This is a genomic window from Streptomyces sp. NPDC096136, assembly GCF_044763325.1.
Classification (GTDB): Bacteria; Actinomycetota; Actinomycetes; order Streptomycetales; family Streptomycetaceae; genus Streptomyces.
Genome location: NZ_JBIWFZ010000020.1, coordinates 133672 through 156531 on the forward strand (window position 1 = coordinate 133672; position 22860 = coordinate 156531).

17 protein-coding genes are annotated in these 22860 nt (G+C 76.2%); 15 read left to right on the forward strand and 2 right to left on the reverse strand.

Annotated elements, in window-relative coordinates; all coding sequences use genetic code 11:
• The first annotated feature begins 16 nt into the window (after positions 1-16).
• From ACIRBY_RS31035 to ACIRBY_RS31060, 6 genes are all read left to right on the forward strand, one after another.
• Entirely contained in the window at positions 17-1153 is a 1137-nt protein-coding gene (locus ACIRBY_RS31035; protein WP_403906812.1) for a lantibiotic dehydratase C-terminal domain-containing protein, read from the forward strand.
• Complete coding sequence (locus ACIRBY_RS31040) at positions 1150-2979, forward strand: hypothetical protein (RefSeq protein ID WP_403906814.1); 1830 nt, start codon at positions 1150-1152, stop codon at positions 2977-2979. The genes ACIRBY_RS31035 and ACIRBY_RS31040 overlap by 4 nt, the downstream gene beginning before the upstream one ends.
• Positions 2976-4886 (forward strand): TOMM precursor leader peptide-binding protein, encoded by a 1911-nt coding sequence (locus ACIRBY_RS31045; RefSeq protein ID WP_403906817.1) that lies wholly within the window; start codon positions 2976-2978, stop codon positions 4884-4886. Before ACIRBY_RS31040 ends, ACIRBY_RS31045 begins: the two co-directional genes overlap by 4 nt.
• 29 nt (positions 4887-4915) lie before the next feature.
• Positions 4916-6595, forward strand: a complete 1680-nt coding sequence (locus tag ACIRBY_RS31050; protein WP_403906819.1) for a thiopeptide-type bacteriocin biosynthesis protein — start codon at positions 4916-4918, stop codon at positions 6593-6595.
• 208 nt (positions 6596-6803) lie between these two features.
• Positions 6804-8111 carry a DUF1152 domain-containing protein gene (locus ACIRBY_RS31055; RefSeq protein ID WP_403906822.1) on the forward strand — a complete coding sequence of 436 codons (1308 nt, stop codon included), beginning with the start codon at positions 6804-6806 and terminating at the stop codon, positions 8109-8111.
• 19 nt (positions 8112-8130) lie between these two features.
• Entirely contained in the window at positions 8131-10335 is a 2205-nt protein-coding gene (locus ACIRBY_RS31060; protein ID WP_403906824.1) for an FUSC family protein, read from the forward strand.
• Here the strand turns inward: ACIRBY_RS31060 and ACIRBY_RS31065 are convergent.
• Together ACIRBY_RS31065 and ACIRBY_RS31070 are read right to left on the reverse strand one after the other, a co-directional pair.
• Positions 10307-11305: an FAD binding domain-containing protein gene (locus ACIRBY_RS31065; protein WP_403906827.1), complete on the reverse strand. Its 999-nt coding sequence runs from the start codon at positions 11303-11305 to the stop codon at positions 10307-10309. The two genes, ACIRBY_RS31060 and ACIRBY_RS31065, sit on opposite strands and share 29 nt — an antisense overlap.
• The gene (locus ACIRBY_RS31070) at positions 11302-13863 is read right to left on the reverse strand and encodes a molybdopterin-dependent oxidoreductase (protein ID WP_403906830.1); all 2562 of its coding nucleotides are present in this window, start codon (positions 13861-13863) and stop codon (positions 11302-11304) included. Before ACIRBY_RS31070 ends, ACIRBY_RS31065 begins: the two co-directional genes overlap by 4 nt.
• Positions 13864-14118: 255 nt before the next feature.
• On the opposite strand from ACIRBY_RS31070, the gene ACIRBY_RS31075 reads away from it, so the two are divergent.
• The 9 genes from ACIRBY_RS31075 to metK all read left to right on the forward strand — a co-directional run.
• A complete protein-coding gene (locus ACIRBY_RS31075; protein ID WP_403906833.1) occupies positions 14119-15561 on the forward strand; it encodes an MFS transporter in 1443 nt (480 codons plus the stop codon).
• 101 nt (positions 15562-15662) lie between these two features.
• Entirely contained in the window at positions 15663-16853 is a 1191-nt protein-coding gene (locus ACIRBY_RS31080) for a trans-sulfuration enzyme family protein (RefSeq protein WP_403906836.1), read from the forward strand.
• A 65-nt stretch (positions 16854-16918) separates the two neighbouring features.
• A complete protein-coding gene (locus tag ACIRBY_RS31085; RefSeq protein ID WP_403906838.1) occupies positions 16919-17425 on the forward strand; it encodes a MaoC family dehydratase in 507 nt (168 codons plus the stop codon).
• Between the two features lie 71 nt (positions 17426-17496).
• Complete coding sequence (locus tag ACIRBY_RS31090; protein WP_403906841.1) at positions 17497-18336, forward strand: class I SAM-dependent methyltransferase; 840 nt, start codon at positions 17497-17499, stop codon at positions 18334-18336.
• On the forward strand, positions 18333-19379 hold the full coding sequence (locus ACIRBY_RS31095) for a class I SAM-dependent methyltransferase (RefSeq protein ID WP_403906844.1): 1047 nt from the start codon (positions 18333-18335) through the stop codon (positions 19377-19379). The genes ACIRBY_RS31090 and ACIRBY_RS31095 overlap by 4 nt, the downstream gene beginning before the upstream one ends.
• 64 nt (positions 19380-19443) lie before the next feature.
• On the forward strand, positions 19444-20337 hold the full coding sequence (locus ACIRBY_RS31100) for a diiron oxygenase (protein ID WP_042816542.1): 894 nt from the start codon (positions 19444-19446) through the stop codon (positions 20335-20337).
• Between the two features lie 34 nt (positions 20338-20371).
• The gene (locus ACIRBY_RS31105; RefSeq protein WP_403906846.1) at positions 20372-21238 is read left to right on the forward strand and encodes a hypothetical protein; all 867 of its coding nucleotides are present in this window, start codon (positions 20372-20374) and stop codon (positions 21236-21238) included.
• 1 nt (position 21239) lies between these two features.
• Positions 21240-22004 carry a holo-ACP synthase gene (gene acpS / locus ACIRBY_RS31110; RefSeq protein ID WP_403906849.1) on the forward strand — a complete coding sequence of 255 codons (765 nt, stop codon included), beginning with the start codon at positions 21240-21242 and terminating at the stop codon, positions 22002-22004.
• Positions 22001-22860, forward strand: an 860-nt coding sequence (gene metK / locus ACIRBY_RS31115) for a methionine adenosyltransferase (protein WP_403906852.1), incomplete at its 3' end; no start/stop codon positions are given. The genes acpS and metK, both read left to right, overlap by 4 nt.

The window sequence follows — 22860 nt, forward strand, 5'->3', positions numbered from 1 at the left end:
AGGGAGTACGGAGCGGATGCGTCCCGACGACCACGCCGTCGACGTGGTGGCCTACCACCACCACCCCGACAAGGCCCCCCTGCTGCGCGGGGCGCTGCTGCCCCTGGCCGAGGAGGCCGCCGCCGGCGGACTGGCCGCCCATGTGGAACGGCACTGGCTGCGCGGCCCCCACCTGCGGCTGCGGCTCCAGGGCCCGGCACGGCAGGTGACGGAGGCGGCCGGGTCCGCCGCGTCCGTGCTCCGCGACTGGCTCCGCGCGCACCCCTCGCGCTCGGACCTCACCGCGGCGCAGCTGCTGGAGCGGGCCGCCGAAGCCGGGCGCGCCGAACTCGTGCCCCCGCCCTACGGGCCGATCGAGCCCGACAACACGGTCCGCACCGAGGCCGCGGACCGCTCCTCCGTACGCGGCCTGCTCGGCGCCGACGGCACACAGCTGCGCGAGGACCTGCTGCGGGACGGACTCGGCGCACTGCGGGCCGGCGCCGGCTTCCTCGGCGAACACGGCGACGGCGCGCAGGCCCGGATCCGGCTCGCGGTGACCGCCCTCGCCGCGCACGCCTGCGCCCACCCCGGCGGCCTCGCCGGCGGCCACTGGTCGTACGTCTCCCACCTGGAGGACTTCCTCGTCCACGAGGACCCGGACGGCCGGCTGCGGGAGCGCTTCGAACGCCACGGCGAACGCGCGGACGGGGCGGTCACCGCCCTCGTCGGGCGGATCGCCGACGGCGGCGCGCTCGGCTGGGAGCGGGCCTGGGCGGACTTCTCCGCGGGAGCCGGGCGGCTGGCGCGCGCCCGCTTCGACGCGGGCGCCGACCTGCACGGCTCCGCCCCGGCGTACGCGGCGCGGGCCCTCTCCACCGGCGACCCCGCCGCGGCCGAGCGCTGGAACCACGACCGCCGCACCCGCTACAGCGAGTTCCACCGGCTGCTGAGCCGCGCCGACCCGCACGGGGCCATGTTCGACGACCCCGAGTACCTGGTGTACCGGGCCTGCACCAACGCCCTGTACCGGCTCCTCGCCATCTGCGACGTCCGCCCGCTGGAGCGCTACCTGGCGGCGCACCTGGTCGTCCGCACCGTGCCGGGCCTGACCGGCAGCGACTGGCGCACGGAGATCGGCGCGGCCGTCGACGCGGTGGAGGGACGGGCATGACCACCCTCGCGCGCCCGGCCACCGTACGCAGGCTCCGGCCCGGGGTGGCCGTGACCCCGCTGCGCGCCGGCCTGCACCTGCGGGGCCGCGCCGGGAGCGTCACGCTGGAGGGCAGCACGGCGCTCCCCGCCCTCTGGAAGCTGCTGGAGGAGCCGCTGCGCAGCGGCGGACTCGAAGCCCTGCTCGACGGCATGGCGCCCGGGTCGGCGGTGCGCGGGGCGGTGGGCGTCCTCCTCGGCCGGCTGGAGGAGCACGGCCTGCTCGTGACGGAGGACCGGCCCCCCCACCCGGAGCCCCGGGACCGGGAGCCCCCGGACCGGGAGTCCCCGGACCGGGAGTCCCCGGACCGGGAGTCCCCGGACCGGGAGCCCCCGGACCGGGAGCCCCCGGGCGCGGAGCCCCCGCAGTGGGAGCCCGTCGCCCGGTGGCTCGGGGACAGCGCCGCACGCCCCGCCGCAGCGGCCGCCGCGCTCGCCGCCGCCCGCGCCGAGGTACGGGCCGGCGACCCCGGCGCACCCCTGGCCCGCGCCGCCGGACGGGCCCTGGCGCAGGGCGGACTGCCCGTCGCCTACACCGCCGACCCGCACCTCCCCCCGGGCCGGGTCCTGCTCCGGGTCCACGGCGCCGGACCGGACCGGGCGGTCGCGGCCGGACGCTCCGGCGGGGGCGGCTACGCCACCGCACCCGGCAGCCCGGCCCAGGCGCGGTCCGACGCGCGGGCCCTGGAGGCCCGGCTCGGCCCGGCCGGGGACGGCGCTCCCGCCGCGCTCCTGCCGCTGCTGGCCGGCACGGCGGCGCACCGGCTGCTGTGCGCGGCCGCCGGGCTGCCGGACCCGGCGGCCGAGGGCGGGGACGAGCGGCTGCTGACCGGTCTGCCCGCCGTGCTCCTCGCCGACGCCCGCCCGCTGCGCGCCGACTACCGCACCTGGCTCGGCCCCGAGCGGCTCGACACGGACCGGAACACCGGCCTCGCCCCCGCGCGGACCCTCGACGAGGCGCTGCGCCGGCTGGACGCCCTCGGCGACGGGCGCTGCGGAGTCCTGCCCGGGCCGGAACCGGCCGGCCTGAGCCAGCTGCCGGTGCCGCTCGCCTCCTGCGCCCTCCCGGGCGGGCGGTCGCCCGGGAGGCGGCTCACCGGGGGCGCCCCGCGGCTGGACCTGGCCCGCCTGGAGCTGTTCTGCCGGGCCGCCGAACTGCTGTTGGGCGAAGAAGGGGCCACCCTCGGGGCGAACCCCGGGCACGCCCGGGGACGGGCCCTGCGCGCGGCGGCCGCCCGCCTGGCCGCGGGGCCGGCCGTGCCGGAGGGGCAGTGGTCGGCGCATCCGCAGGCCCGCCACTGGTTCACGACGCTGACCGGGCGCCTCGGCGTGGCGGCCCGGCCGGAGGTCCGGCGCGCGGCCCCGGGCGGGCAGGCGTACCACGCGGTCGTCCGCCGGGCGGGAACGCCCGGAGCCGCGCCGCTCGGTGAGGCCGTGGAGGCGACCCCGGGCGATGCGGCGGCCTTCGCCGCCCTGGCCGCCGTCTCCGCCGTCTCCGCCGGCCCGGCCGGGGCGGACGCCGTGCGCGTCCCGCCCTCGGGCGGGGCCGTCGCCCCCCTGGCCACCGCCGGAGCGCGGATCGCCGTCTGGGAGGACCCCGGCTGGACCAACGGCTGGATGGCGGACGTGGCCCGGCGCGAGGAGCGGCTCCAGAGCGCGCTCCGCCGGCTGACCGGAGCCGCCCTCACGGCTGATTCCCCGGCCTCCGCTCCCGCCGGCGCGCTCGCCTCCCGTCTGCGGGCCTTCGGCTTCACCGTCCTGCACACCGCCCCCGAGGAGGTCCGATGAACGTCCCCGGCCCCCTGGGCACCCTGCCCGTACCGGTGCTCGACCCCGAGGCCGCACTGGCCGCCACGGCCGGCGGGGCAGTGGTCCTGCTGACCCGGTGGACCCTGGGGCTCGCCGAGGAACTGAGCCGCCACGCCCTCTCCCACCCCGTCGCCCTGGTCCCCGTACGCTTCGACGGCCCGCTGGCCGTGGTCGGGCCGCTGCTGGCGCCGGGCGCGGCGGCCTGCCTGTGCTGCACCGAACAGCAGCGGCTGGCCACGGCGGGCGGCCGGGTGCCCTGGCGGAGTCCGGGGCTCGAACTGGCCGGCGTCCCCTCCCCGGCCCTGGCCGCCTCGCTCGGCGCCCTGGTGCGGGACCTGCTGGACGGAGCGGCCGAGGACGGGACCGAGGACGCCGGGGCGGCCGTCGTCCACATCGTCCACCAGGGGCGCGGCACCTGGTCCACCCACCGCCCGCGCCCCCTCGGCGGCTGCGCCGTCTGCCGCCCCCTGCCCGCCGACTCCGCCACCGCGCCGGCCCCGCTGCCCTCCGCCCCCCGCCCGCTGCCCGACCCGTACGTCCTGCGCCTGCCCAACCCCCGCACCGCCGGCCCCGAGCGCCTGCGGCAGGCGCTGTACGACGAGCGGTTCGGGCCCGTGCGCAGCCTCTACCGCTCCGAGGACTCCGCCTTCTCCCTGACCAGCGCACTCGTCACCGACGGCCGGGCCGTCGACGACGGCGGGTACGGCCGCGCCCGCGACTTCGCCGACAGCGAGCGCATCGCCCTCTTCGAGGCCGTCGAACGCTACGCGGGCATGCGGCCCACCGGCCGGCGCACCGACCTGCGCGCCCCCTTCGCCGCCCTGGGCCCCGACCGCGCCCTGGACCCCGAGCGGCTCGGCCTGCCCGACCCCGCCCACCACGGGCACCCGGCCTCGCCGACCGTCCCCTACGCACCGGACCTGGAACTGGACTGGGTGCGCGGCTGGTCGCTGACCCGGGGGCGCCCGGTCCTCGTCCCCGAACACGCCGCCTACTGGGACGTGCCCGGCGCCGGACGGCCGCGCGTGGTCTACGAGTCCTCCAACGGCTGCGGCCTGGGCAACAGCCCCGAAGAGGCCGCGCTCTACGGCCTGTTCGAGATCGCGGAACGCGACGCCTTCCTGATGGCCTGGTACGCCGCGACCCCGCTGCGCCGCGTCGAACCGCCCCCGGACGACCCGGACACCGCCCTGCTCGCGGACCGCGCCGCCGTGGCCGGCTACCGGCTCCGGCTGCTCGACGCGACCAACGACTTCGGGATCCCGGCGGTCGTGGCCGTCTGCCGCTACGAGGGCCCCCACCCCGACGCGCCCCGGATGTTCCTCGCGGCGGGCGCCCACCACGACCCGCGCGCCGCGATCCGCTCCGCCGTGGCGGAGGTGGTCACCAACGTGCTGGAGTCGCCCGGGCGTTCGCTCGCCGAGGACGGCCCGCGCGACCCGGAGCGGCTGCGGCCGATGCTGGACCGGCCCGAACTGGTGGTGGGCCTCGACGACCACGTGGGGCTCAACTCCCTGCCCGAGGCGGGCCCCCGCCTGGAGTTCCTCTTCGCCGACACCCCGTGCGTCCCGGCCGCGCGGGCCTGGCCGGGGGCGCCGCAACCCGTCGCGGACCTCGGCGACCTGCTCGCCGCCACCGTCGGCCGGCTGGAGCGCGCCGGCCTGGAGGTCGTCACCGTCGACCAGAGCGAGCCGGGACTGCGCGACCGGCTCGGCCTGCACTGCGTGAAGGTGATCGTCCCCGGCGCGCTGCCCATGACGTTCGGGCACGTCAACCGCCGCACCCGCGGGCTGCCCCGGCTGCTGGAGGTGCCCCACCTGCTGGGCCGCGCCCCCCGGCCGCTGCGCCACGAGGACCTCGCGCTCCATCCGCACCCCTTCCCCTGACCCGCCTCCCCTCCCCTCTAGGACCGCAGATGACCACGACCGACCTCTGGCACAGCCACCACGTCTTCCTGCACTCCGGGACCGAGGACACCGACGCCTTCCTGCTCCACGGAGCGGCCCCGCTCCTCGACGGCCTGGTGGCGGCCGGGGAGGCCGACCGCTGGTTCTTCATCCGGTACGCGGACGACGGCCCCCAGGTACGCGTCCGGGTGCGCGGACTGAGCGGGCCCGCCGCCGGGCGGCTCCCGGGCGAACTCGCCCGTGCCGCGCGGGAGGTGCCCTCCGTGCCCGGCCCCTGGCCCTCCCGCCACGGCGAGGTCCGCGCCGTCCCCTACGTGCCCGAGACCGGCCGGTACGGCGGCCCGCGGGCCCTGCCCGTCGCCGAGGAGGTCTTCGCGGACTCCTCCCGGGCGGTGCTCGGGGCCCTGCGGGAACTCGCCGCCGGGGGCGGGGCGTCGGCCCGCCTGGCGCTGGCGGCGGACCTGGTCCACACGACGGTGCACGCGCTCGGCATGGACCGGCTCACCGCGGCCCGCTGGCTGCGCGGGCACGCGGCGGGCTGGCGCTGGGTCACCGAGGTGCCGCTGCTGCCCGGCGCCTCCGTGCACGCCCGCGTCAACTCCGTGTACGCCGCACAGCGTTCCGGCCTGGAGCGGCGGGCGCACGCCCTGCGGGAGCGGCTCGCGCAGGGCACCGCGGCGCCCTGGCTGGGAGCGTGGGAGCAGCGGGTCCGCGAGGCCGACGGCCTGCTCCGCGCGGGGGAGGGGCGGGAGGCGGCGCCGGACGCGACGGCCTGGATCTGGGGCTCGCAGCTCCACATGCTGCTCAACCGGCTCGGGGTGACCCCCGACGAGGAGCGGGCGGTGTGCCGCCTGGCCGCCCGCACCCTGCTGGAGACCGGAGCGACGGCGGACTTCTTCGCGCCCGGCCACACCGCTCCCGACCTCCAGTACCTGGAGCGCAGCAAGTTCCAGATCGGCCGGGGCGAGGACACGGCGCTGCGCACCCTGCCGCCCGGGCCGCCCCGGTACGCCCCGGCCGTGCCCGAGGTCCCGCTGCCCGCCGGCCCGCTGCCCGAAGTCCCGCTCGGCGCCGCCCTCGCCGCACGGGCCTCGGTGCGCGGGGCGCTCGGCGGGCCGCTGGACGCCGCCGGCCTGGGCGCGCTGCTGTGGCACGCGATGGCCGGCCGGGACGGGCGCGGGCGGCTGCTGCCCGAGGGCCCGGCCGAGGCCACGGCCCACCGCTCCTACCCGAGCGCGGGCGCCCTGTACACGGCCCGGGTGCGGCTGCTGGTGCTCGACGTCGAGGGCGTCCCGGCGGGCACCTACGACTGCGTGCCCGAGCGCCGCACGCTGCGGCCCGTCGGCCCGGCCCCGGCCGCGGAGGAGATCGCCGCGCTGTCGACCTACCTGTCGCGGCCCCCGACCGACCCGCACTGGATCGGCATCGACGGCGTGCCGGTGGTCCTCGCCCTGTACGCGGACCTGGGCCTGCTGCGCCGCCGCTACGGTCTGCGCGCCCTGCGGCTGGCCCTGCTGGAGACGGGCCACCTGGCGCAGACCCTGCTGCTCACCGGCGCGGCCCTCGGCCTGGCCGGGACCCCGCTGGGCGGTTTCCACGACGACCTGGCCCATGAACTGCTCGGCCTGGACGACCTGGAGCAGCCCCTGCAGTACCTGCTGCCGTTGGGCCGCCGCCCCGCCGGGTGACGGGTTGGTGCGAAGGCACGGACCGGCCGGTGCTTTCCGCGGAGATCTCAGGCCAGCAGGTCTCCCCCGTCCCGCCCCGATAGCTTCGCCACGACCGGAACGCGGTGGAGGGGGTCGAGACGGGAGCGGTGGCGTCCGTACTGGCGGCGGCGGTGCTGTGGGGGACGGTGGGACCCGCCCAGATCTGGGCGGACACGGGGTGCACCCCGTGGCGCTCGGGGCCTGCCGGATGCTGCCGGCCGGGCTGGTGCTCAGCCTGCTGACGGTGCGTCCGTCCGGGCTGCGCACGCTCCGCCGCCCCGGGGTGGGACGCCGGCTCGGGGTGGGCGTGCTGGTCACGGCGGCCTTCCAGGTGTGCTTCCTCCAGGCCGTCGAGCGCGGCGGGGCGGCCCCCGCGACGGCCGTCGCCTTCGGGACCGTGCCCGTGGCCGGCGGTCTGTGCGCCCGGGTGCTCTCCGGTGAGCGGCCGACCCCCCGCGGGCTGTGGGGGAGCGCCTGCGCCGTGGCCCCGTACCGGGACCCCGCCGCGCCACCGACTCCACCGGCACCGAACCGGTCGCGTCCGGCGTCGCCCTGGTCACCCCGGCCACCGCGCCGGTCGCCCCGGCCGGCTCCCTGCTCCCGCGGCCGGCCCGCGACCTGCGGCCGCGCCTGGGCCTGCTCGACCCGTACGGGCGCGCGCGGCCTGGCCCGCCAGATCGCGGCCGCCGCCCGCTGGTGCCGGGCCGACCGGATCGACCTCGTGGACGTGGGCGGCGACATCGTCGCCCGCGGGGACGAGCCCACCCTGCGCAGCCCGCTCGGCGACGCCCTCGCCGCCCGCGCCGCCAGCGGCCTGCCCACCACGGTCCACGTCGCCGGGCCGGGCCTGGACAACGAGGTGCCCCTGCCCGACCTGCTCCCCAGGCTCGGCGAGCCCGCCTTCGCCCTCGACGCCGCGCACACCGAGGCCGTCTCCGGCGTCTTCGACTGGCACCCCTCCGAGGCGAGCGCCCTGCTGGTCGCGGCCGCCCGCGGGGTGCGCGGGGTCTGCGGCACCCGGGACGCGCCCCGGCCCGTCCTCCTCGACGACACGGCCCGCCAGGTCCACCGGCTCACCCTGGACCGCGTCCTCGCGCTCGGCCCGCTCGCCCGGGCCCTGGTTGACTGCGCCTCCCTGGAGGAGGCCGAGGACGCCTCCCGCGCGGTGTGCGGCTTCTCGGAGATCGCCCGCGAGCGCCACCGCGCCGCCCACCCCGAGCAGCCCCCCCGGAACCCGGCCGGCCGCGCACCGCCCGGCCCGGCACACCGCCTCCCTCACGGACCGCTTCGCCGCCTGGGAGCGGAACGCCCTGGCGCAGGGGATCGCGTACGCCACCACCCGCCGGATCACCGAGGACCTGGACCTGACCGGCCCGCAGGCCCGGACCCTGCTGACCGGTCTGCGCGCGGCCGGTCCCGTGCGCCACGTCCCCCCGCCGTGGCGGCTGGCCGCGCGCTGACCGGTCCGTGGTGCCGAGGAGCGGGAGGAGGGTGATGCTGGGGGGATGGGTGGAGTGCCCAGACGGTGGGTACCGGCGGCCTACGCGGCCTCGGGGGTCCGGGCGGTGCGGGTGGCGCTGGTCGGCGCCGCCGGGTTCTACCTGTTCCTCTACGGCTTCGGCTCCTCCGTGGCCGCCACGTACGCGCTGTTCTCCGCGGTGGCCCTCGCCGGGCTCTCGCGGATCCCCGGCACGGGGCCGCAGCGGGCCGCCACGGTGCTGCGGCTGGTCCCGGTGTGCTGGCTGCTGGTCGTGGTGGGCACCTTCCTGTCGGTGCGCACCTGGAGCGCGGTCGCCGGGATGCTCGTCATCGGCTTCGCGCTGACCTTCGCCGCCGTGGGCGGGCCGGGGCCGGCCGGCGCCGGGCCGGGGCTGCAACTGCTGTACATCCTCCCGTCCTTCCCGCCCTACGATCCGGACTCGCTCGGCCTGCGGCTGATCGGCACCACGGTCGGACTCGCGCTGCTCGTCCTGGCCGAGCGGTACCTCTTCCCCGAGCCCGCGACCCCGTCCTACCGGGAGCTGGCGGCCCGGGCCGCCGACACCGCCGCGCGGTGCGCGCGGGAGCTGGCCGGCCCCCCGCACATGCTCTCCTCCGCCGCGGCCCGGCGGGCCCGCGAGGACAGCGCCGCACTGCGGCCGCTGAACGTGCCCGAGGCCGACCGGCCGGCGGGCCCGGGGGTGCACGACCGGGCCCTGACGCACACGGGCCTGGCCGCACGGGCCCTGCTGGGCCGGCTGGCGGCGCTCGCCGACCCGCCGGACGGTGCCGGGGACGTCCTGCGCGGGGTGAGCCGGCTCGCCGCACGCACCGCCGGCGACCTGCGGCCGCGGACCGGCTCCGGCCCCGGCACCGGCTCCGGCCCCGATCCCGGCACCGGCACCGGCTCCGGCCCCGATCCCGGGTCCGGGGCCGGCTCCGGGTCCGGAGACGCGTACGAGGACCTCGCCGCGGCCCGCGCCCGGCTGGCGGCCGCCCCCGCCGGGCCCGCCGCCCCCGCCGTGCTGCGGCGGGACGCGGCCGTGCTGGAGGTGGCGGACGTCGCGCTGACCCTGTCCACGGCCGCCGCGCTCGCCGTACGGGGCCGCGCCGCGGCGGACCGGGTGCAGCCGGGGCGGTTCTGGTACGCGCGGACGCCCGCGCCGCTGCTGTGGTGGCACCGGATCCAGGGGCACGCCGGGCGCCGGTCGGTGTTCTTCCAGAACGCGGTGCGCATCGGACTCGCGCTGGCGGCCGCCCGGCTGGTCGCCGGGCTGGACACCCTGCCGCACGGGTTCTGGGCGATGCTGGCGACGCTCTCCCTGACCCGGACCACCGTCGGCGACACCTGGAGCACCATCCGGGTGGCCCTGGCCGGGACCTTCGCCGGCGCCCTCTTCACCGCGGTCGTGCTCACCCTGGTCGGCCCGCACACGGCCGTGTTCGCCGTCCTGCTGCCGGTGTGGATGCTCTTCGCGTTCACGGTGGGGCCGGTGAAGGGGGTGGGATGGGCACAGGGGCTGTTCACGGTCCTCGTGGCGATGGTGTTCGCGCAGCTGGCGCCGGCGACCTGGAAGCTGGCCGGGGTGCGGATGCTGGACGTGCTGATCGGGAGCCTGATCGGCGGCGTGTTCGGACTGCTGGCCTGGCCGCGGGGCGCGCACGACGAGCTGGGGCGGGCGGCGGCGGGCCTGCTGCGCCGGGCCGCCGAGATCGTGGTCGCGACCAGCGCCGCGGTCGCCGCGGGCGGGGCGCGGCAGGACGCGGCGTCCGGGCGGGGCTACCGGTCGCTGCGGCACGCGCTGATCATGGCGGAGTCCGCGTTCGCGCAGTACCAGAGCGAGCCGACCCGCTTCGGCGCGGCCGCCCCGCGCCCTCCCGGGCCCGACTGGCAGGCGGCCCTGATGGCCGGGCACCACACCCTGTGGGGCTCGGACCGGCTGACGGCCCCGCCCGAGGGGGCCCCGCCGGCCGCCGCCCCCGTGCTGGGCCCGGAGCAGGGCGAGGGGCTGAGCGGGCTCGGGGACCGGGTGGCCGGGCGGATGCTGCTGGTGTCGGCGCACCTGGACCCGGGCGGGGACACCCCGCCGGTGCCGGCGCCGCTGCGGGACCCGGCGTACCGGGGGTTCGCGGCGGAGCCGCCCGGGGCGCCCCGCCGCTACTACGCGGCGGTCTCCTGGCTGGACTCCCTGATGACCGACCTGGAACGGGTCACGGCCCCGGAGGGGGAGGCGCGGTGACGGGCCCGCCGGGGCGCGGCGCCCGGCCCGCTGCGCGTTCCAGGGCCTCCAGGACGGTGTCGCGGAACAGGGTGGTCTTGTAGCCGGTGTGCGGCAGCGGGCGGCAGCGGCCCAGCACGGTCGACGCCGCTTCGGCGAGGATCCCGGCGGTGGCCTCCCGGCCGGTCAGGGCGTCCTCCACCTCCGGCAGCCGCAGCGGGACCCGGGCCACCCCGCCCGCCGCGACGGCCGCGCGGGTGATGGTGGAACCCGTGAGCACGAGCCGGGCGACGGCCTCGACCAGGGGCCACTCGGCGCGGGCCCGGCTGATGGCCCGGTGGCAGGCGGCGCGCTCGCCGGGCAGCGGAGCGGGCAGCCGCACCGAGGTGAGGACGCGGCCGGGCGGGAGCAGGTGGTCGGCGTCGTGGAGCCGGCTGCCGTCCCCGTACAGCGCGGCGACGGGGCGCGGGGATTCGCCGTGCACCTCGGCCTCGGCGTCGTAGACGAGCAGGGCCACCGCGAGGGTGGAGGGGTGCGGGGCGATGCAGGGGCCCTCCCCGGCGACCACTGCGTAGCGGTGGTCGCCCTCGAGGGCGGGGCAGCCGGTGCCGCCCTTCTGGAGGCAGCCGACGTGCGGGTTGCGGTAGTACCAGCAGCGGTTGCGCTGGAGCAGGTTGCCGCCCAGGGTGCCGGCGGCGCGGACCTGCGGGGTGGCCGTGCTCCCCGCGGCGAGCGCCAGGGCCGGCCAGCCGTCGCGCACCACCGGGTCGCCGGCCAGTTCGGCGAGGGTGGTCAGGGCGCCGACGCGCAGCCCCCCGCCGGGCAGCGCGGTGCGGCCCCGCAGGTGGGAGACCCCGGACAGGTCGGTGAACGGGCCGGGGGAGAGGCCGGTGCGCTGCCGGGCGGTGGTGTCGGTGCCGCCGGCGCGCAGCTCGCCGCCGCGCGCCAGGACGGCGGCCGCCAGGTCGGTGAGGGCGGGCTCGGTGCTCACGCGCGCAGTCCTTCCAGGAGCCGGTCGGGGCGGATGGGCAGGTCGTACGGGCGCCATCCGGTGGCGTCGTGCACGGCGTTGGCCAGGGCGGCCGCGGTGGGCAGGGTCGCGACCTCGCCGAGGCCCACCCCGCCGCCGGGGACGTGCTCGAAGCCCTCCTGGTGGAAGTGGACGGTGATCTCGGGGGTGTCGCCGATGCCGGGGATCCGGTAGTCCTCCAGGTTCTCGGTCAGCACCCGGCCGGTGACCGGATCGGTGCGCCGTTCCTCGTACAGGGCGTAGCCGACGCCCTGGACGACCGCGCCCTCGCACTGGTTGCGGGCCAGCCGGTCCTCGTGGATCCGGCCGGCGGAGATGCCGTTCCACACGCGCAGCGCCCGCGTCCTGCCCAGCCGGGTGTCCACCTCGACCTCGGCGACCTGGACCGCGCCGGTGAAGCCGCGGCCGACCGCCAGTCCGCCCAGGGTGAAGGGGAGGGCGAAGCCGCGGTGGTCGCGGGGGCGCCGGCCGGTGACGCGGGTGCCGTGGGCGGAGTCCAGCCGGGAGGCGACGTCGCCGCCGCCGAGCGCGGCGCGCAGCCGGTCGGCGGCGTCGCGGGCGGCGGGGACCAGGGAGGGGGTGGTGCGGCTGCCGCCGGAGACCGGTCCGTGCACGGACCCGCTCAGGCCGATCTCGACACGGACCCGGCCCACCGCGATGCCGAGTCCGTCGGCGACGGCCCGCCGCAGCACGCTGCGGGCGCCGGTGCCCATGTCCTGGACGGCGCAGCGGGCGACGACCAGCCCGTCCTCGACGGTGAGTTCGACCTCGGTGGCGGGGTCGACGAAGTAGAGCCAGTTGGCGGCGGCGACGCCGACGCCGCGCCGGTAGCGGCCCGTGCCGCCGCGCCGGGTCCCGCTCCAGACGGGCAGTGCGGCCGCCCAGTCGTACAGGGCGCGGCGCTTGGAGTTGCCGTCCCAGCGGCGGCGCAGGTCGATGGGGTCCCGGCCGAGCCGGTGGGCCATCTCGTCGACGGCCTGCTCCAGCGCCCAGCACAGCGGCGGGCCGCCCGGGCCGCGGAAGGGGGCGCCCGGCGGCCGGTTGGTGACGGTGTCGAAGTCGCGGAGCCGGCGCGGGGAGCGGCCGTACACGAACCGGGCCAGGGCGGCCACGGAGCCGCCGATGGCGACCCCGCCGTCGCTGTCGGCGTCGATGGCCAGCGCGGAGAGGTCCCCGGCCGCGTCGGCGGCCATCGCCAGCCGGATCCGGGTGGCGGGGCGGTAGCCGCCGTCGGTGAGTTCCTCGTCGCGGTCGAGCGCCACGCGGACGGGGGCTCCGTACAGCCGTGACAGTTCGACGGCGGCGACGACGTCGGTGGTCAGCCCCATCTTGGAACCGAAGCCGCCGCCCACGTGCGGGGCGCCGGCGACCACCCGCTCGGGCGGCAGGCCCCAGCGTTCGGCCGCGAGTCGTGCCACGCGCTGGACGGACTGGGTGGACACCTCCAGCCGGAGGGCGCCGTCGGTCCAGTGGGCCAGGGCGGCGTGGGGTTCGAGCGGGGTGTGGCTCTGGGCGGCGGTGGTGTACAGCCCCTCGACCACCCGCTCGGGGGCCTGGGCGCGGGCCTTGAGGATCCTGCGCACGGCCTCGCCGCCGCGTTTGTTCATGCTCACCGGGCCCCGCCGGTTGCCCTCCCACCTGGCGGGCAGCCCGAGGCCGCCCTCGCCGGCGTTGGGCGCCCGCTTGCGCTCCGCCCTGTCGGCGTAGACCAGCGGGCCCCCGCCGGTCCGGGCCCGTCGTACGTCGAGCGCCGCCGGCCGTACCTCGTAGTCCACGACCACCTTCGCGGCGGCGGCCCGCGCCTGCGCACGGGTCGGCGCGGCGACGGCGGCCACGGGCTGGCCGACGTAGCGGACCACCCCGTCGGGCGGCAGCAGCCGCACCAGCGGGAGGTCCCCGGCGTCGAGGGAGCGGACGAGGGCGTGCGCGTGCGGGGAGCGCACGAGCGCCCCCTCCAGCAGCCCCTCGGGGCGCAGGTCGGTGGTGTAGAGGGCCGTGCCGCCCGTCTTCTCCGGGGCCTCCGCGCGCGGGGGCGCGGCCGAGGGGTCCGGCTCCCCGTCGTACGCGCCCGCGCAGGCGGCGTCCACCGCGGCGAGGATCCCCTCGTAGGCGCCGCACCGGCAGAGGTGGCCCGCCAGGGCCTCGGCGATCCGCTCCCGCCCGGGCGGGGTGCGCCCGTGCCCGGCCCGCCACCGGTCGTGGAACGCCGCCGCCTCGACGACGAACCCCGGGGTGCAGTAGCCGCACTGGAGGGCGTCCCGGCCGGCGAAGGCGCGGGCCACCGGGTGGCCGGCCAGGCCCTCCGCCGTGGTCACCCGCCGTCCCGCCAGCAGGGCTGCGGGGGTCAGGCAGGAGACCCGGGGCTCGCCGTCCACCTGGACGGTGCAGGCCCCGCACACCCCGCCGGCGCAGACCAGCTTGGTGCCGGTGAGGCCGATCCGGTCCCGCAGCACCTCCACGGCCGCCGGGTCGTCGTCCACGTCCGCCGTGTGCGGGACACCGTTGACCTCGAACTCCATGGGGCGCGCTCCTCAGGGCCGGGAGGCGACCGGCGGGTGCGCGCGCTCACCTTCACCTTCCTTGATATCCCGCCCGCGGGGCCGGTGCCGCGCGCCCGCGCCCGGGGTACGGCCGGGCGGGTGACGGGGCGCCGGCCCCCGGCTTCGAGTCCCGCTCGAGCGTCCGACCGCAGGCTTACATACCCCCCATGGGTATGCTAACTTGCATCGCGAAGGTACCCCCTGGGGGTATACGACAGAGGAAGGGCCAGGGCAATGTCAACCGTCAATCCCCGGCGCTGGTGGGCACTTGGCGTGCTTGCCGCCGCTCAGTTCATGGTCATCATGGACACCTCGATCATCGGGGTGGCGCTCCCCGAGATGCAGAAGGACCTGGGCTTCTCCCAGGGCGAGCTCCAGTGGGTCTTCAACGCCTACGTCATCGTCTTCGGCGGATTACTCCTGCTCGGCGGGCGGCTCTCCGACCTGTTCGGCGCGCGCAGGATCTTCGCCACCGGCTGGGTCGTCATGATCGTGGGCTCGGTGCTCGCCGCGGCGGCGCAGAGCGCCTCGGTGGAGATCGCCGGCCGGGCCGTCCAGGGAGTCGGCGGCGCGCTGATCGCGCCCTCGGCCATGACCCTCCTGATGATGCTCTTCGGGCACGACCCGAAGGAACTCGGCAAGGCGATGGCCCTCTACGGTGCCGCCGCGCCCGCCGGCGGCACCGCCGGCGTCTTCCTCGGCGGCGTGTTCACCGAGTGGGTGAGCTGGCCGTGGTGCTTCGTCATCTACGTCCCCATCGGCGTGGCCACCCTCGCCATGACGAAGCTGCTGCCCGCCGTCCAGTCCCGGCGCGGCTCCGTGGACGTCCTCGGCGCCATCGCCGTCACCGCCGGGCTCGCCCTCGCCGTCTTCGCCGTCGTCCGCGCCCCCGAGGTCGGCTGGGGCTCCACCGCCACCGTGCTGGAACTGATCGGCGCCGCCGTCCTCCTCGTCCTCTTCTTCGTGATCCAGAAGGCCGTCCGCGAGCCGCTCATGCCGCTCGGCGTGTGGCGGATCCCGCGCCTGGGCTCCGGCAACCTCGCCATGACCCTGCTCGGCGCCGCCTGGATCCCGATGTGGTACTTCCTCAACCTGTACCTCCAGCAGGTGCTCGGCTACGGCGCCTTCGCCTCCGGTGCGGCCCTGCTCCCGATGACCGTCCTGCTGATGATCTTCATGACGGCCATCACCGCGCGCCTCATGGGCCGCTTCGGGGCGAAGCCGCTGATCGTCGGCGGCCTGTTCGCCCTCGCCCTCGGCCTCGTCTGGCTCTCCGCCGTCGAGCCGACCGGCACCTTCCTGGTCGACGTCCTGCCCGCCTCGCTCGTCGCCGCGCTCGGCATGGCGCTCGCCTACATCCCGGCGATGATCGCCTCGATGTCCGGCGCCCCGCAGGAGCAGGCCGGCCTGGCCTCCGGCATCGTCAACACCACCTACAACGTGGGCTCCGCCCTCGGTCTGGCCGCGCTGACCGCCCTGGCCACCACCCAGGGCGCCGGCGAGCTGGGCAACCTGCCCGCCCTCACCGACGGGTTCAGCTCCGCCTTCATCGCCGCCGCAGCCATCGCGGCCGCCGGCGCGCTGATCACGCTCGTCGCCATGAAGGGCGACAAGGCCGCCGCCGCGGCCCCGGCCGCGGACGCCCCGGCGTCGCGCAACCAGACGGCAGGGGTCTGACGTACGGGGCCACCCCGCGCTCGCCCCAGGGGTCGCCCGACGTCCTCCCCGGACGTCGGGCGGCCCCTTTTTCCGTACCCGCACGAGAAAGGCAGACCCCGATGAAGGACATCCGCACCCGGGCCGTGCACGTGGCCCACGAACTCGAAGTCCCCGCGAGCCGACCGCTGTCCGTGCCGCTCGTCCAGTCCTCCGCCTTCGCCTTCGACTCGGCCGACGCACTGGCGCGGGCCATGGCCGGGCCCGACGGGGACTACGTCTACAGCCGCCGCGGCAACCCCACCGTGCGCGCCCTGGAGCGCACCCTCGCCGGCCTGGAGGGCGGGGCCTCGGCCATCGCCTTCGCCTCCGGGATGGGCGCCATCAGCGGGGTGCTGCTCGCCCTGCTGCGCCCCGGCGACCGGGTCGTGGCGCAGCGCTGCCTCTACGGGGGCACCTACGCGGCGCTGAGCGACCTGGCGGAGCGCTACGGGATCACGGTCGACCACATCGGCGGCGACGACGTGCGGGAGTTCGAGGCGCTCGTGGGCCCGCGCACCCGGCTGCTCGTCCTGGAGACCATCGCCAACCCCACCGGCCAGGTGCCCGACCTGCCCGGCCTGCTGGCGGCGGCACGGCGCCTGGGCGTGCTCAGCGCCGTGGACAACTCCCTGGCCTCGCCCGTCCTGTGCCGGCCCGTCGAGCACGGCGCCGACATCGTGCTCCACTCCACCACCAAGTACCTCGCCGGGCACTCCGACGTCCTGGGCGGCGCGGCCGTCTTCGCGGACGACGCCCTGCGCCGGGAGGTCTGGCCGCGCACGGTCGAACTCGGGGCCAGCGCCGACCCCTTCGCGGTCTGGCTGACCCTGCGCGGGATCGCCACGCTGCCGCTGCGGATGCGCGAGCACTGCGCCAACGCGGGGCTGCTCGCGGAGCGGCTGGCGGCCCATCCCGCGGTGGCGGCCGTCCACTGGCCGTGGCTGGGAACGCACCCCTCGTACGCCATGGCCCGCACGGTGCTCTCGGGTGGAGGCGGGCTGCTCTCCTTCGAGCTGCACGGCGGCCGGGAGGCGGGCCGCGCCTTCGTCGAGGGCGTCCGCCTGGCACGGCTCGCGCTGTCCCTGGGCGGGGTGGAGACGCTGGTCACGCACCCTGCCAGCACCTCCCACCGGGAGTTGGACGGGGCCGCGCTGGCGCGCGCCGGGATCGGTCCGGGCCTGGTGCGCATGTCGGTCGGGATCGAGGACCCGGAGGACCTCTGGCAGGACGCCGAACAGGCGCTGCGGTCTTCTTTTGGGTTGACAAAATAAGCGCCTGATTCGTAGATTGGTTCACGCCAGAGAAAACCACTCCTCTACGTCAAGGGGGGCGCGTGATGCGCTATTTCGAGGACTTCAGGACCGGCGACGTCCACGAGCTGGGGACCATCACCGTCACGACGGAGGAGGTACTGGAGTTCGGCAGGCGCTTCGACCCGCAGCCCTTCCACACCGACCCGGAGCTCGCCGGACAGGGCCCGTTCGGAGGCCTCATCGCCAGCGGCTGGCACAGCGCCTCGATGTTCATGCGCCGCTACGTCGACGGACTGCTCGCCTACAGCGCCTGTACCGGCTCGCCGGGCGTCGACGAGATCCGCTACCTGCGGCCCGTCCGTCCCGGCGACGTGCTCACGGCGCGCGTCGAGGTCCTCGGCTCGCGCCCCTCGCCGTTCAACCCGGCCACCGGGGTCGTCCAGCCCAAGTGCACGCTGTCCGACGCCGACGGGAACGTCGTCTTCAGCATGGTGCTGCACAGCATCTTCCGGCGCCGGCCCGCCGAATGCGCCGCCGCGCACCCCTGCGCCGCGGAGGACCCGGTCGTCCGCGTCGACTCCCTGGCCTGACCCGGCCGGCGAGGGCCGCCCCGCCCCGCGCCCGCCCCACCCCCGTCCGCCGAAGTGAAGGGAGTCCTCCCGTGGAGGCCGTATCCCGCACCGCCCAGTGGACCGCCGCAGCGCGGGCCCTGGAAACCGACCGCGAGGACCGGCTGTTCGCCGATCCGTACGCGCGCACCGTCGCCGACACCATCGGCTTCGAACTCCTGGAGCGCTACGCCGGAGCCGGCACCGTGCCGTTCCTCGCGATCCGCACCACCTACCTGGACCGGCAGATCGTCCGGACCGTCCAGGAGCACGGCATCCGCCAGGTCGTGTTCCTCGCCGCCGGCATGGACACCCGCTTCTACCGGCTGCCCTGGCCCGACGGCGTGAGCGTCTACGAACTCGACCGCCCCGCCCTCCTGGAGGCCAAGGCCGAGATGCTGGCCGGCGAACCGCAGCCGGCCGGACGCACCCGCGTCGCCGTCCCCGTGGACCTCACCCAGGACTGGACGGGCCCCCTGAAGGAGGCCGGCTGGCGCTCCGACGAGCCCGTGCTGTGGGTCGTCGAGGGCCTCCTGTTCTTCCTCCCCGAGGCCGCCGTCCGCAACCTGATCTCCACCCTGGCCGGACACTCCGCACCCGGCTCGGTCCTGCTCGGCGACGTCATCAGCAGGTCGGCACTGGAGAACCCGCTCTCCCGCCCCTTCCTGAAGTGCCTGGAAGAGGACGGCAACCCCTGGCTGTTCGGCACCGAGACCCCCGAGCAGCTCCTCGCCGAATGCGGCTGGGACGTCCGCGAGGTCCGCCAGCCCGGCGAGGACGGCGCCGACTTCGGCCGCTGGCCCTACCCCGTCCCCGCGCGCAGCGTCCCGCGCGTCCCGCGGTCCTTCCTGTTCACCTGCGACCTCCCGACCACCGAGGTGAGAGCGGCATGAGCGCCACCCACGAGTTCCACCAGCGGGTCATCGGCGACGCCGGCGCCGCCGTACGCGGCCTCACCGTCGCCCTCGGCGAACGCCTCGGCCTCTACCGCGCCCTGGCCGAGGCGGGCCCGCTGACCCCGGCCGCCCTCGCCGAGCGCACCGGGATCGACACCCGCTACGCCGAGGAGTGGCTCCACGCCCAGCTCAGCGCCGGGTACGTCGAGCGCCACCCGAGCGCCGGCACCTACACCCTGCCCGCCGACCACGTCCCGGTGCTGGCCGACCCGAACGCCATCACCTTCGCCGCCGGATTCTTCACCGCCCTCAAGGCCCTCTACGGCACCGAGGACCTCCTCGTCGACGCCTACCGCAGCGGCGACGGCGTCGGCTGGGCCGAGCACGACGCGGCGCTCGACACCGGCATGGGCAGCTTCTTCCAGCCCACCTACGAGCACCGCCTCGTCCCCGACTGGCTGCCCTCCCTCACCGGCGTCACCGGGAAGCTGGCCGCCGGCGGCACCGTCGCGGACGTCGGCTGCGGCGTCGGCCACACCACCCTGCTCATCGCGAAGGCCTTCCCGCAGGCGACCGTCCACGGCTTCGACTACTCCGAGGAGGCCATCGCCATCGCCCGCCGGCTCGCCGACGAGGCCGGACTCTCGGACCGCGTCGTCTTCGACGTGGCCTCCGCCGACGACTACCCCGGCAGCGGCTACGACCTGGTCACCTTCTTCAACGCCCTGCACGACATGGGCGACCCGGTCTCCGCCGCCCGGCACGTCCACAAGTCCCTCGACGCCGAGGGCACCTGGATGCTCGTCGAGTCCAACGTGTCGCCCGAGGACATCGACACCCAGACCCCGGCCGCCCGCATGTTCATGGCACTCTCCGCCGTGATGTGCCTGCCCGTCGCCGTCGCCCAGCACGGCCCGCACGCACTCGGCAACCACTCCGGCGAGAAGGCCTTCCGCGCCATCGCAGAGGAAGCCGGCTTCACCCGCTGGCGCCGCGCGACCGAGACCCCGGTCAACGCCGTCTACGAGGTCCGCCCGTAGCGCCCGGCACCGTCGGCCCCGGGGCCCGCACGCCCCCGCCTTCACCACCACCCGAGGAGTCACCATGGGCGTCAGCGCCCCCCTGCCGGTCAACGACCGGTTCCTGGAAGTCCTGGAGCGCCTGAGCTCCCGCTCCATCGAGGAGTACTACAACCCGTACCAGCAGTTCGACTGGCCCGAGAAGCTCGACGAGGGCCGCATGTGGATGACCCCCGAGCTGCTCACCGTCTACGGGACCCCCTTCTACGACGAGCTCGGCGAGGAGACCCTCCAGCGCCTCTCGAAGTGGGAGAGCATCAACTTCTACAGCCTCAACGTGCACGGCATCCGCGAGCTGCTCATCGAGGTCGTCGGCCGCATCCACATGCCCGGCTTCGAGGTGCCCTCGGACTTCTTCCACCACTTCATCGGTGAGGAGAACGAGCACATGTGGTTCTTCGCCGAGTTCTGCCGCCGCTACGGCGACAAGATCTACGGCTCCACGGCCCTGCGCGCCGACTCCGCCTGGGAGCCGGAGGTGGAGAACTTCCTCGTCTTCTCCCGGATCCTGTTCTTCGAGGAGCTGGTCGACCACTACAACACGCGGATGGCGCGCGACGAGTCGCTGTGCCACACCATCCGCGAGGTCAACCGCATCCACCACCAGGACGAGTCCCGCCACATCGCCTTCGGCCGCGAGCTGGTCTCCCTCCTCTTCACCCGCATGAAGGAGGCCGTCCCCGCCGCCCGCGTCGCCGAGGTGGAGGCCTACCTCAAGCGCTACGTCGTCTACAGCGTCAACTCCCTCTACAACCCCCACGTGTACCGCGACGCCGGCATCGCCGACCCGGTCGGCCTGCGCAACGCCCTCGTCGCCGACGAGCGGCGCCGCCCCCACGAGCGCAAGGCCATCCGCAAGCCGCTCGGCTTCTTCCTGAAGACCGGGATCTTCACGGACGACGTCCTGCCCGTCGTCTGAGAGGGCCCACCGCCGTCCGAGAGGTGACACCCCCATGAGCGTCACGACCGTCCAGACCACCACCACCCCAGACACCCGGGGCCTGCCGTCGCTGGGCCCCGAGGGCACCGCCCTGCTGCGGCTCCTCGACGACACCTTCGAGAGCTGGGGGGTGCACGCGGGGGCCCGTCCGATGACCATGCCCCCGCTGCTGCCGGCCGCCGACCTGGCCCGGCTCGACTACTACGACAACTTCCCCCACCAGGCCGTCGTCGCCGCCCCGCTGAACCTGGACGTCCGGGAGACCAGCGAGTTCTGTACCGACACCGGCTGCTTCCCCTGCGACGCGCTGGAGCCGGCCGCCCTCGGCCTGCCCTCGGCGTCCTGCTACGCGGTCTACATCGACCACCAGGGCCGCCCGGCCGCCGACGACGAACTCGTCACCGTGGTCGGCTGGTGCTTCCGCAAGGAGCAGCACTACGAGGGGCTGCGCCGCCAGCTCGGCTTCCGCATGCGGGAGGTCGTCGCCATCGGCACCCGGGAGCACGCCGAGGAGCACCTCGCCCGCTTCACCCGGCGCATCAACGCCTTCGCCGAGGCCCTGGACCTGCCGCTGAGGAGGGAGGCCGCCTGCGACCCCTTCTTCGACAAGGGCAGCTCCAAGGCGGTCCTCCAGCGCCTGACCCCGGTCAAGCACGAGTTCCTCTTCGAGGACCTCGCGATCGCCTCGGTCAACACCCACCGCAACTTCTTCGGCGACCGCTGCGACATCCCCCTCGCCTCCGGCGCGGGACCGGCCTTCACCAGCTGCGTCGCCTTCGGCCTGGAGCGCTGGCTGTCCGCGCTCACCCGCCGCCACGGCAGCTGGGCCGCGGCGACCGCAGCCGTCCTGAGCGCGAACGCGGCGGGGCCGGCGATCTGACGTGCAGACCCGACCCGTCGCCCCGCCGGCGGGCGGCCTGGGCTGGGCGAACCTCGGCATGGACATCGTGTCCGTCAACCGTGTCCGCCGGCTGCTCGCCGCATACGGCGAGGACTTCTTCCAGCGCATGCTCACCCCCGGCGAACTCGCCGACTGCCACACCTCCGCCCGGCTCGACGTCCTGAGCCTGTGCGGAAGGATCGCGGCCAAGGAAGCGGCCTTCAAGACCCTCCGCGTCGGAGCCGTGGTCCTGCCCTGGCGGGACATCGTCGTCCGGCGCTCCGACGGCGGCTGGCCCCTCGTGGAACTGCGCGGGGCCGCCGCCGGCATGGCCGCCCACTCCGGCATCGCCGGCATCACCGTGACCATCAGCCACGACGTGGACTACGCGGTGGCGGTCGCCGCCCCGCTCCTGGAGTCCGACCCTCCGGGACCGTCCGCACCGCCCGGACCCCCGGACCCGGCCGCCGGGTCCGCCGGCACCCCCGTTCCCGTACACCGCACTTCAAGGAGAGACACCATGTCCGAAGGCCTGCAGCTCGTGAAGAACTGGCTCCTCGCCCGCCACGAGGAGCTGGACGACATCGCCGGCGACCTCGACCTCATCGAGAACCGGCTGATCGACTCCCTGTCCTTCGTCGAGTTCGTCTTCCTGCTCGAACAGCACAGCGGCCGCGCGATCCAGATGGAGACCCTCGAGGTCGACGAGATCCGCACCCTCGACGCGATCGCCACCCACTTCTTCGCCGCCGAGGTGAAGGCATGAGCAAGCGGCTCTTCACCTCCGAGTCGGTGACCGAGGGCCATCCCGACAAGATCGCCGACCGGATCAGCGACACCGTCCTCGACGCCCTCCTGCGCGAGGACCCCAGCTCGCGCGTGGCCGTGGAGACCCTCATCACCACCGGCCAGGTCCACATCGCCGGCGAGGTCACCACCACCGCGTACGCGCCGATCGCCGAACTCGTCCGGGGAGCCATCCTCGACATCGGCTACGACTCCTCGAAGAAGGGCTTCGACGGCGCCTCCTGCGGCGTCTCGGTGTCCATCGGCGCCCAGTCCCCGGACATCGCCCAGGGCGTGGACACCGCCTACGAGTCCCGGGTCGAGGGGGAGGACGACGAGCTCGACCGCCAGGGCGCGGGCGACCAGGGGCTGATGTTCGGCTACGCCTGCGACGAGACCCCCGAGCTGATGCCGCTGCCGATCCACCTCGCGCACCGGCTCTCGCGCCGCCTCACCCAGGTCCGCAAGGAGGGCGCGGTCCCGTACCTGCGCCCGGACGGCAAGACCCAGGTGACCATCGAGTACGACGGCGACAAGGCCGTGCGCCTGGACACGGTCGTCGTCTCCACGCAGCACGCCGCGGACATCGACCTGGAGTCGCTGCTCACGCCGGACGTCCGCGAGCACGTGGTCGAGTACGTCCTGAAGCAGCTGGCCGAGGACGGGATCAAGCTGGACACCGCCGGCTACCGGCTGCTGGTCAACCCGACGGGCCGCTTCGAGATCGGCGGTCCGATGGGCGACGCGGGCCTGACCGGCCGCAAGATCATCATCGACACGTACGGCGGCATGGCCCGCCACGGCGGCGGCGCCTTCTCGGGCAAGGACCCGTCGAA